Origin of the sequence: Pseudofrankia coriaricola (genome assembly GCF_001854805.1) — a bacterium.
Taxonomy (GTDB): Bacteria; Actinomycetota; Actinomycetes; order Frankiales; family Frankiaceae; genus Pseudofrankia.
Window position 1 is genome coordinate 1 of the sequence record NZ_MBLO01000139.1, and the last position, 7167, is coordinate 7167.

Below are 7167 nucleotides of genomic sequence, written 5' to 3' on the forward strand. Positions count from 1 at the left end.
TCGAACGAGTCCACGGCACACTACTGGCATCGAGAACGTTGTGGCCGCGTTTCGTGCCTATGCGCGCGGTGACCTGTGCGCGACGGCGGCGATTGGATTGCTGGTCGCGCATGCGTGCTGGCTTTTCCGGCCGGATTTCGTCGATGGTTTTGTCGCGACGTCCGATGGATTCGCCTGGGTGGACTGGGCTGGCGCGGTAGCGGCGCTGGACGCCGGTCGGCTGCCGTGCTCGGCGGGCGAGGGCACGGTGCTGCGGGTCGCCGCGAGCATCACGGAGGGCATACCGGTGGATCTGCGGACTCTCGCTGGCCTGGACGGCCGGGCGCTTGGCCTGGTCGCCCGGGCGGTGCTCGCCGCCGGTGGCGACGGGGCGGGGGCCGCGTCGTGGTGAGCACGGGGCCGGTGACCGTGGCGCGGGTGACCCGTCCGGGTCATCCGTTCGAGGGCCGCGAGCTGCGGGTGCTGGGCCGGATGCGCCGGCACGGCGCGCTGGAGCTGATCCTCGAGCTGCCGGACGGCAGCAAGTCGATGATGCCGGCCGCCTGGACGGACCAGGCCGAGCCGGCCGCCGACGGCGGGGGCACCCCGGTCGGGGAGCCGACGCTCGGCCGGATCTGCGACCTGCTCGAGTTGACACGGGTTGTGGCTGGCCTGTTGCCTTCCGCCGTGTCGGGGGTTGTCGACGTGGATATCAGGGAGAAGGTTGAGGCCTGTCCGAGAAAGGAGGCCCCCGATGCCGTGCCGGCCAGAGCCGAGCCTTCCGTTGCCGGGGCTGCCCGCGGGCGTCCCCGACGTGGCGGTGCGGCTGCCGGCCGACGCGGTCGCGGCGGCGGTGGCGCTGCTGGGCCGGCTGATCGCGGCAGTGGCGCGGCCCTGTTCGACGGCGGCGAGCAGTGATGACGGACCTCGGTAAGATCAGCGGGCCGCATCTGCGGCGGGGCGCGGTCGTCTACCTGCGTCAGTCGAGCCTCGCCCAGGTCGAGCGCAACCGGGAGTCCACCGCCCGGCAGTACGACCTGGTCGACCGCGCGGTCGGCCTCGGCTGGCCCAAGGCCCGGGTCACAGTGATCGACGCTGACCTCGGGATCAGCGGTGCCTCGACGGCGGGCCGGTCCGGGTTCGCCGAGCTGACCGCGCAGGTCGCGCTCGGCGAGGTCGGGATCGTGCTGGTCCTCGAGGTCTCCCGGCTCGCGCGCAACAACGCTGACTGGTACCGGCTGCTGGATCTGGCCGGGATGACCGACACCCTGATCGCCGACGCCGACGGGGTCTACCACCCGGCGATGTTCAACGACCGGATGCTGCTGGGGCTGAAGGGCACCATGTCCGAGGTCTTATGCCGACGTCGGCATAAGACCTCGCTCATCGTCGCCTTCAAGCCCAGCACGAGGCGGTGAAGTCGGCCAGGTCGTAGACACCGTCCGCGTCGACCAGCAGCGTCCCGGTCAGCCGGGCCAGCTCCAACAGCCGCTGGAAATCCGCCGACGACCGGGACAACCGCGAGACCTCCAGCGCGAAGATCGCACCGACCTCGCCGAGGCACACCCGGGCGCTTACCTCCCGGAACCCCGCTCGATGGGCCGTGTCCTGCCCGGTGATCCCCAGGTCCGCGTCGATCACGACGATCCGGTCCGCCGGCCAGCCCAGCTGTCGCGCGGTGTCCGCCAACGCGTACTGCCGCGCCGTGGACTCGGTGTTTCCCACCACCTGCCGCAGCGAGGACTGGCGGACGTACACCAATGCCAGCCGGTCCCAGTGCGAAAACATGATCTTCGATGTGCCGTTCATGGCAGCCTTCCAGCGCCGCGGTGGCCATGTTCGCCACCGCTATGACCCGCTCGACCGTGCGCCATAGATCGTTCATCCGCGTCACAGGCTCCCGCACAGCCCACATCGACCCCCTCACGGCCTACCCGCCGACCCGCGCGCCCTGCTCGCGACGGCGGGCAAGCGCATCGACCAGCACCTTGAGCTCGACGAGAGCCTCCCCGGCAAGCCGGTGGGACAACGGATCACCCCCACGGTCGGTCCACGACTCACCGACCCGGACCCGCCCGGTCGGGCCGCCCTCACACACGAAGACAACTACCCCGCCACGGACACCGACCCGCTCGACCCGCAGCACCTCACCGCGGAGCGGATGAAACGGATGCGTGACCCGAACCGAATCCGAACAGTCAATAGAGAAACGGCCCCTTGACCTTTCGGCGCCGGGTTAGCCATCGGGCCCGAGAACATCCCTCCAAGTTCCCCCCAACTGCGCTGGGGATACGACAAGGCGCCTCATGGCGCAACACCTGTAGATCGTGACGTGATCGACCTCGAGGCCGCGTTCGGCCAGCAGCTCCTCGACGTCGCGGTAGGACAGGGCGAACCGCAGGTACCGCCGTACTGCCAGAACGATCACCTCGGGTGGGAAGCGGAACCCGGCAAACTCCGAGGCCGGGACCACAGGTCGTACACGCCGACGACGCACTACTCGATCATGCCTGAGCGACCAGCTTGACCGCCGTCCCCAGCGAACGCAACAGCGCCTTCGATGGCCGGGTGCTGTTCGAGGGCGGCGAAGCCGGTCGCCGCGAGGGCCGGGCCCAGGACATAGGTCCGGTGCACCGGGTCCCGTACGACGAACCCGAAGTCGCAGAGCACAGCCAGGGTGGCGTGCGCCGAGGCGATGTTCATTCCGAGGCGCTGGACCAGCTCGCTGATCATGAGGCCCCGCGACGGGTGCGCGGTGAGGAAGGAAACGATGTCTGCCGCGCGGGTGGGCGCGGGCCGGGCCATGCAGCCAAGATAGCGAACCCCGACCAGGTCATGGGCTTGACTCCAATATGAGGTTTGCTATAGCAATACTCCATGGCCACTTTGTCGGGACGTGTCGTTGTGGGCAGCGACGATGGTGACGCGGGGATCGGTCTGGATCTCGCCCAGGCCCTGGTCTAGGCAGTCGGGATGGATGCGGTCCCGCAGCCGCTCGAAGGGCGGCATGGCGCGCGTCCTCGCCGTCGAGGCCGCTCGACACCTGCGACCCGGCGGGGTCCGCGACATGGCTGTGACCGGTTCTGCCGTGAGCCGTGCCGTCGTGTTCAACGGGGACGAAACCTGGGAGCTACGCGAGCTCCCGGTGCCGGACCCGCAGCCCGGCGGGGCGGTCCTGCGGGTGGAGGCGACCGGTCTGTGCCACAGCGACGTCGACCATTTCCGCAGCCACGTCCCCACCTCGTGGGGCGGTGCGTTCCCCTCCATCGCCGGCCACGAGATCGTCGGCCGGGTCGAGAAGACAGACCTAGCCGCGGCCCGCCTGGACGCGCCGCTGTGTCCCGTCGCGACCACCCGGGTCTCGCGGTTCTTCTCTATAGCAGATTCCGAACGGACCCCCATCCCACTGCAGGAGTTCGGCGGCGCGAGGGGCCGACTCGCCGAGCTCTTCGGACCGCCAGCAGAGAGCTGACGGAACCGTGCGGGACGGAAAGAAAGGAAGACCATGACGTTGTTACCGGGTCGATCCAGGGCGATAGTGTGCGGAATCGCACTGTCAGCGGTGGCTGTTTTATCTGTCACCTCTGTCACCTCTGTCGCCCAGGCGGAGCCAGGGAAACCAGTCCGGGAAAGAATCCTTGAGATCAACATGACCAACACGCCGGATCTCAAGGAGGGACAGCCGGCAGTCGTCATCAACCCGAAGAACCCCAGGAATCTGGTCTTCACCTCGACGGTCTTCCAGCCGCATCCGGGTCTCTATCCCATCGGGGAGTGCTTCCTCGCCTACTCCCAGGACCGGGGCCAAACCTGGACGCGGGTGCCCTGGCCCCTCGGCGACCGGCCTCAGTGCGGCGAACCGAACGTTGCCGTCGATGCCAAGGGAACCTTCTACATCCTCAACAATCAGGTCGGCCCTGACTCCACGGCCAACCAGACGAACAGGGTCGTGGTCTCCCGGTCGCTCGACGGCGGCCGGACGTGGTCCGGCCCGGTGACGACGCCGCTCGTGCTCAGCGGTGCGCCGAAGCTACGCGTGGACACCGCGACCGGCAAGGTCTACGCGGTGGGCGGCCTCAAATGGCAGTACCCGAGCGCGGTGTCCGTCAGCGCGGACCGCGGTCAGACCTGGGGCTCGCCCAGGCTGATTCCCGGCCCCCAACCCTGTGTCGTGGTGTCTCCGCAGGCTCCGCCCGCCTGCGGCTACCCAGGTCGTGAGCTCGCCGTCCACGGCGGAATCCTGGTCTCCGCGAGCCAAGAGAGCGTAGTGACGCTGCACGTCAGCCGCGACGACGGGCAGACCTGGACGGACCTCCCAGTGACCGGCGGCAACGGGACCCCGGTCCCGGCAGGAAGCGGACCGCTCCTGCCGGTCCCGCAGCAGCGAGGTGCTGCCGACCCCATCCCCTGGGTATCGGCCGACCCATCACAGTCCGGGCGATTCGCCGTCATGGTCCCCAGGGACGGCAACCTCGAGGTATACGTCACCAAGGATGCCGGTAAGACCTGGACCGGACCGGCCGTGATCGCCGCCCCAGATGCCCAGCGGCCGTGGATGGACTTCGGCCCGAATGGCTATCTGGGCGTGATGTGGAGGACATCCGCGGTCGACGCGTTCTCCGTCGTCTCCTTCGATCACGGACGATCGTTCAGCGCACCGGTGAAGGTGAACCGCGAAACCGAGCCGGCCGCGCACGCTGGACCTCCCGGTGACCGCTGGTCCTGGATCGCCCTGGACGACAACTACGCCTACGTCACCTGGTCCGACGGCCGAGACAATGACCTGACCGAACTGGACGCGATCTTCAGCCGGGTTCCGCTTAGTCTTTACCGCAAGCCCGGACGCTGAGCCGGCGCTCTGCCTGGGCCGGCCGGGTCGACCTGCGAGTCCGGGTCGACCCGGCTGCCCGGTGACGGCAACTGATTGGTGGATGGTGCCCTCAACACCGGCGCGGGTCGCGTAGCGCTGTTTCCAGGCGTCGTGGTCTGGTCGGCGCGGGCTTGCTCGACCGTTTCGTGGATGTCACGGGGACGCAGCATCAACTGGCGACCATTCCGGGTAGAGCGGGTGCATTACGCACGGACGGGACATGGCTGGCAGGCCGTGACAGGGAAACGCACGACGATCGATTCCCGGCCGCGTTCGCTGCAGGGCGTGTAGCGTGCCAAAACTCGATTTGGGGGCTTGACCTGCAGTTTTGTTCTTCGATCAAGCGGCGCGGTGGTACTCGTTGATCACGCCGCTCAGGACCTCGTGGCGGCGGATCGGGCTGTCGAGGGGTACGACGGTGGCGGGGTCGTGATTCGGCGGACGCTGGTCTCGCCCCTGGTGGGGTCGGTGGGTGTTGTTGCGACACGAAGTCGCACGTTGTGAGTGAGCTCGTGGAGGAGGTTCGACGTATGTCGAAGACGTAGCTCCGGGTCTGCGTTCGACCTGTCCCCACTGTGGCGTGCGTGGCCGGTTCCTGATCGGTCGGGTGCGAAGCCCACGGGAAAGCCCAAGGACCTTCGTCCCAGCCAGGACGGTCACAGGTGAGGGGAAGGACCGGTAGAGGGCGACTGTCAGGGAACTCTTGCTGATGCCTCGTTACACCGACATCCCGGGCTGGGACGTGGCACCTGTGGGGTGTCAAAAGTCAGCCTGGGCCCGTGACCTGGGCTGATGCGATGGCCCAGTCGTCGGCATGATGGTCAACCATGTCCGTGCGCCTGCATTATCTAATCTTCGTTCGGGTGTGTGGCTGGCTGATGCTGCTTGGTCGTTCGTCGGCGTCCAAGGACATCGAGCTGCTTGTGCTGCGGCACGAGGTCGCGGTGCTGTGCCGTACCCAGCCCAAGCCACGGTGGGGGACTGGGCGGACCGGGCCGTGCTCGCCGCGCTGATCCGGCTCCTGCCGCGCAGGCTTCGGCTGCAACGGTTGGTCACTCCTGGCTCCGTTCTACGGAGCCAGCACGCGTGGGCAAGGCCGGGACGGCTACGCACTGCAATCACGATCGGGGGTGTTGGCGTGGCCATAGCGGCTGGGCAACTGCCGCTAGCGGGACCGGATGTGTGCTCATTGTGTGTACGGACGGCGCGACACGATGCGGCATTCCGAAACCCCAGATGACAGCAAAATCGGCCATCACGTGGACGAATGGGCAACGCGCGGCATGCGCAAACACGGAGAAACACCCAAATGGCCGACTTGTAATCGGGCGGCTAAAGAAGTTCTGAATGTGTTGCGCGCAGCTGGCTGGCGGATCCATGACCTGCGGTTTTGCGTTGCTGGCATGGTATTTCGTGCTGATGGCCGTTAGGCGCGTGTGATCGGACGGCTGTGGGGGCTTTTTGCGCCTTGGGCGGGGCTGGGGGAGGGGTGCTGGTGCTGACCGAGGGATGGCTCGGTGCGCTGTCCGACGGCACTCTGGGTCTGTGCGGTGCGGATTTTGGAGAGTGGCAGAACCTCGCTGGGACCAGCTGGCTGAGGGAACCCTGGCCGGTCGGCTCCTCCCGGGGCGGTTGCGGCCGTTGTCGCCGCCAGAGGGCCGTAGGAAAGTCGATCCACTGTTGTCCACGCCGTTGACGATGTCGCTCGGCCATGATGATCATGAGTGGTGGCTGGTCGGCTGGTGCTCGCCCGAACTCCCGAAGGAGGGGCGCCGGTCCTGGTGTGGCCGGGGTGGGGTCCAGTCCAGGGTGATCACAGTGTCGTGGCGTGGGCTGCCGCCGCGCGTAGCCTGCAGGCATCGTTTGGTGCGGATTTCGGCTCCCTGTTGGCGGCCTGGCTCTCGGGCCCGTGAGCTGCATGTTGGGACCGGCTGAATGCCGGCCTTGCTCGTGCTTGATCGTGGTGAGTCTCAGAGACTGCCGGAAAATAATCCGTAGGTTCTGAGGATGCGGCATGATCCTTTGGTATGGGCGGGTTTGCGGTTACTCGGGAGCTGTTGGCGGCGAAGTTCGAGGCGATCTTTCCGCATCTTGACGAGCGGCAGCGGCGGCTGCTGATGGCCGCGGAGGCGCGGGCGCTCGGACACGGCGGGATCCGGCTGGTGGCCCAGGCCGCGAGTGTCCGGGAGGCCACCGTGTCGGCAGGCGTCGACGAACTGGACGCGGGTGGCGAGCCGCTGGGGCGGGCGCGACGGCCAGGCGGCGGGCGTAAGCGCACCGCCGATCTCGACCCGCGGCTACGCCCCGCGCTGTTGGCC

Annotated in this window: 7 protein-coding genes and 4 pseudogenes; 7 read left to right on the forward strand and 4 right to left on the reverse strand. The window is 67.8% G+C overall.

What is annotated here, in order from left to right:
• The 3 genes from BCD48_RS19710 to BCD48_RS19720 form a co-directional block, all read left to right on the forward strand.
• A partial coding sequence (locus BCD48_RS19710; protein WP_071049912.1) for a hypothetical protein occupies positions 1 to 391 on the forward strand: 391 nt, incomplete at its 5' end.
• 26 nt (positions 392 to 417) lie between these two features.
• Entirely contained in the window at positions 418 to 897 is a 480-nt protein-coding gene (locus BCD48_RS19715) for a DUF5372 family protein (RefSeq protein ID WP_131804014.1), read from the forward strand.
• Complete coding sequence (locus tag BCD48_RS19720) at positions 897 to 1397, forward strand: recombinase family protein (RefSeq protein WP_071049905.1); 501 nt, start codon at positions 897 to 899, stop codon at positions 1395 to 1397. The genes BCD48_RS19715 and BCD48_RS19720 overlap by 1 nt, the downstream gene beginning before the upstream one ends.
• On the opposite strand, the gene BCD48_RS19725 is transcribed toward BCD48_RS19720, so the two are convergent.
• From BCD48_RS19725 to BCD48_RS19740, 4 genes and pseudogenes are all read right to left on the reverse strand, one after another.
• Complete coding sequence (locus BCD48_RS19725) at positions 1375 to 1788, reverse strand: recombinase family protein (RefSeq protein WP_071049906.1); 414 nt, start codon at positions 1786 to 1788, stop codon at positions 1375 to 1377. The genes BCD48_RS19720 and BCD48_RS19725 overlap by 23 nt on opposite strands.
• A gap of 121 nt (positions 1789 to 1909) precedes the next feature.
• Entirely contained in the window at positions 1910 to 2182 is a 273-nt protein-coding gene (locus BCD48_RS54960) for a DUF5372 family protein (protein WP_274536555.1), read from the reverse strand.
• Positions 2183 to 2296: 114 nt separating this feature from the next.
• Positions 2297 to 2452 (reverse strand): annotated as a pseudogene (locus BCD48_RS19735) (IS6 family transposase); the annotation flags it as partial.
• A 23-nt stretch (positions 2453 to 2475) separates the two neighbouring features.
• Positions 2476 to 2784 (reverse strand): helix-turn-helix domain-containing protein, encoded by a 309-nt coding sequence (locus BCD48_RS19740; protein WP_071049909.1) that lies wholly within the window; start codon positions 2782 to 2784, stop codon positions 2476 to 2478.
• A gap of 283 nt (positions 2785 to 3067) precedes the next feature.
• Between BCD48_RS19740 and BCD48_RS46780 the strand changes: the two are divergent.
• From BCD48_RS46780 to BCD48_RS19755, 4 genes and pseudogenes are all read left to right on the forward strand, one after another.
• Positions 3068 to 3298 (forward strand): annotated as a pseudogene (locus BCD48_RS46780) (alcohol dehydrogenase catalytic domain-containing protein); the annotation flags it as partial.
• 186 nt (positions 3299 to 3484) lie between these two features.
• Complete coding sequence (locus BCD48_RS19750) at positions 3485 to 4828, forward strand: sialidase family protein (protein WP_071049911.1); 1344 nt, start codon at positions 3485 to 3487, stop codon at positions 4826 to 4828.
• 848 nt (positions 4829 to 5676) lie between these two features.
• Positions 5677 to 5954 (forward strand): annotated as a pseudogene (locus BCD48_RS46790) (integrase core domain-containing protein); the annotation flags it as partial.
• A gap of 922 nt (positions 5955 to 6876) precedes the next feature.
• Positions 6877 to 7167, forward strand: a pseudogene (locus BCD48_RS19755) (ISAzo13 family transposase); the annotation flags it as partial.

Excerpts from the sequence above, each read along its gene's own strand:
- BCD48_RS19750 (WP_071049911.1), top strand. The coding sequence starts at position 3,485 with ATGACGTTGTTACCGGGTCGATCCAGGGCGATAGTGTGCGGAATCGCA.
- BCD48_RS19740 (WP_071049909.1), bottom strand. The coding sequence starts at position 2,784 with ATGGCCCGGCCCGCGCCCACCCGCGCGGCAGACATCGTTTCCTTCCTC.
- BCD48_RS19720 (WP_071049905.1), top strand. The coding sequence starts at position 897 with ATGACGGACCTCGGTAAGATCAGCGGGCCGCATCTGCGGCGGGGCGCG.
- BCD48_RS19725 (WP_071049906.1), bottom strand. The coding sequence starts at position 1,788 with ATGAACGGCACATCGAAGATCATGTTTTCGCACTGGGACCGGCTGGCA.